Below are 2,672 nucleotides of genomic sequence, written 5' to 3' on the forward strand. Positions count from 1 at the left end.
ATGAGCGCTAGGCGCTGGGCAACTCGTCGTGACCGCCGAATTCCTTTCGCAAGGCGGACAGGACCTTGTCCGCGAAGGCTCCCGAACCCTGGGAAGCGAAGCGCGAAAAGAGCGATGCGGCAATCGTTGGGGCAGGCACCCCCTCATCAATAGCTGCATTCACCGTCCAGCGCCCCTCACCCGAGTCTGAAACTCTTCCTTTGAAGGTGTCGAGCGTAGGATCACGTCGAAGCGCATCTGCAGCGAGATCGAGCAACCAAGAGGCAACGACGCTCCCCCTGCGCCACAACTCTGCCACCTCGGCCACGGGGATGTCGTACTGGTAGGCGGTCGGGTCATGGAGCGGAGCCACTTCGGCACTCGCATCTTGGGCTCGTGTCCCAATATCAGCACCTTGAAGGATCGCGAAACCCTCGGCCAATGACGCCATCATCCCGTACTCAATCCCGTTATGGACCATCTTCACAAAATGACCGGCGCCGTGATCACCACAGTAGAGGTAACCAAGCTCCGCCTGACGTACCTTGCTGGCAGAATCCGTTCGCGGTGCTGAGTCGACACCAGGTGCTAAGACCGCAAAGATCTTCTCGATTCGTTCGAAAATCTTCTTTTCGCCACCGACCATCAGGCAATAACCCCGTTCGCGCCCCCAAACACCACCGCTTGTCCCCGCATCCATATGATGAATACCATGCTTCGCCAACTTCGCCGCGTGCGTTTGGTCGTCGCGGTAAAACCCATTACCGCCATCAATGACGACGTCATCGCGATCAAGGACCTCGATCAACTGGTCGAGCACCCGTTCAGTGACGCCTGCAGGAACCATCAACCATACCGCTCGCGGCGTTGTGAGGCCCTCGACAAATTCGTTTAGGTTCCCAGCACAGGACAGCCCTTCCTTCTGGGCTGCCTGACGTGCCTCAGCCGAAGCATCATAGCCCAAGACCTCGACGTCTCCTGCTTGCAACCTGAGACCCATATTCATCCCCATACGGCCCAACCCGATGATTCCTAGCTGCACTGTGAACTCCTCCTTCGCGCGACTCTCGGTAGCCTAGCCTAAAGGTCGTGAACGTTTCCCGGGTTAGCCCTCCAGCGGTCTCCAAACAAGGTTCGCCAAACACAGATCGCCTGCATCGATCACGTCCTGCACTCATGTTGGTTCATCAAGTTCGGCTTCGCCAAGCAGCCAAGCACGGACCGCATCACCGTCAGCCCCAAGTGCGGGCGGGGGATGTCGATAACTCGGCGGCGTCGCGGAGAAGGTGATCGGGTTACGAATCATCTCTAGGCGGTTCTCCTCATCCCCCACCAAAACTGTCGGTTCAAGGCCAACCTGTTTGGCGAACGCAATGCCTTGATCGACGGTGTTGATCGGCGCGCATGGAACGCCAACAGCCGTCAAAAGAGTAAACCACTCATCAGAGGTCTTGGTGCGCAGTCGCTCCTGGAGGATCGGACCAAGAAGGTCTCGATTGGCGGTACGCAATTCGTTATGGCAGAACCTTGGATCATCCGCGAGTTGGGGTACTCCAAGAGCGGTAGTCAACGAGTGGAACTGTCCGTCATTTGCGGCGATCACGATCAACTCGCCGTCTTTGGTTGCAAAGGGATCGTACGGGTAGAGACTCGGATGTGCGTTACCCATGCGAAATGGAACCACCCCACCCATGGTTACGGCCGCGGTATGGTTAGCGAGACCAGATAGTGCAGAGGTCAGCAGGCTCACCTCGACGTGTTGGCCAAGACCGGAGTTCGCCCGTTCATGGAGCGCTGCCAAAATGCCCATCGAAAGGTGCAATCCAGCGATGATATCGATCACCGAGATGCCAGCTCGATAGGCTGGCCCGTCTCGCTCACCTGTCAGACTCATCAGTCCTGACATCGCCTGGATCATCAGGTCATATCCCATCATCTCCGAGCCCGGTGGCCTCGTCCCAAAACCTGAGATGGATGCAAAGACAAGCCCCGGATTCCGCTGAGACAGGGTCTCGTAATCAAGTCCAAAACGAGCAATCTGTCCCGGTTTAAAGTTCTCGAGCAACACGTCAGAACGCCCGGCGAGCTGTTGCGCGAGCCCCCTATCCTCGTCATCGCCCAGATTGAGGACAATCGAGCGTTTATTCCTATTAATCCCCAGATAATAGGTCGAGATATCACCACGCACTGGTGGTTTCCAGGTGCGGGTATCATCACCAGATGGTGCCTCAACTTTGATCACTGTAGCGCCAAGATCACCAAGGAGCATGGTGGCATAAGGACCGGCGAGAATCCGCGAAAAATCCGCGACCAAGAGCCCTGTTAAAGGACCATGATTCTCACTGGAGCGAGCACCCTCTGGCTCCACCGCGGCACCCCTTTCCTGAAGAAACTCTTCGTATCCTAGCGGACACCGATCGCCTGTGCTCCATTGTCCGTGCCCGCCCGAACAACACCAGCAGGCTAGCCGGGCTTTCAGCACATGCAGGACTGCTGTTCCCACCACCATGACCTGCAACTCTTTATCGGGGCCTACGGGGATCGACGCTGAGGAGTTCGAGGAGCTGTGCTTGTAGAGGAGGTGGCCGTGGGATCTCGGGTGGGCTCGTTGCGTTGGCTGGTATTAGCCGCAGACGTGCGAGGGCAGTGAAGATGAGTCGACCTGTTGGTTTGGCTGGCTGGCCTGCCCACAG

The 2,672-nt window shown here is 57.4% G+C and carries 2 protein-coding genes; both read right to left on the bottom strand.

The annotated features are described in order from the left end of the window. Positions 1-7 precede the first annotated feature (7 nt). Entirely contained in the window at positions 8-1,021 is a 1,014-nt protein-coding gene (gene gnd / locus M7Q83_RS12760) for a phosphogluconate dehydrogenase (NAD(+)-dependent, decarboxylating) (RefSeq protein ID WP_298339521.1), read from the bottom strand. A 132-nt stretch (positions 1,022-1,153) separates the two neighbouring features. Next, the gene (locus M7Q83_RS12765; protein ID WP_298339523.1) at positions 1,154-2,347 is read right to left on the bottom strand and encodes a CoA transferase; all 1,194 of its coding nucleotides are present in this window, start codon (positions 2,345-2,347) and stop codon (positions 1,154-1,156) included. Positions 2,348-2,672 lie beyond the last annotated feature (325 nt).

The organism is Ferrimicrobium sp. (assembly GCF_027364955.1).
GTDB lineage: Bacteria > Actinomycetota > Acidimicrobiia > Acidimicrobiales > Acidimicrobiaceae > Ferrimicrobium.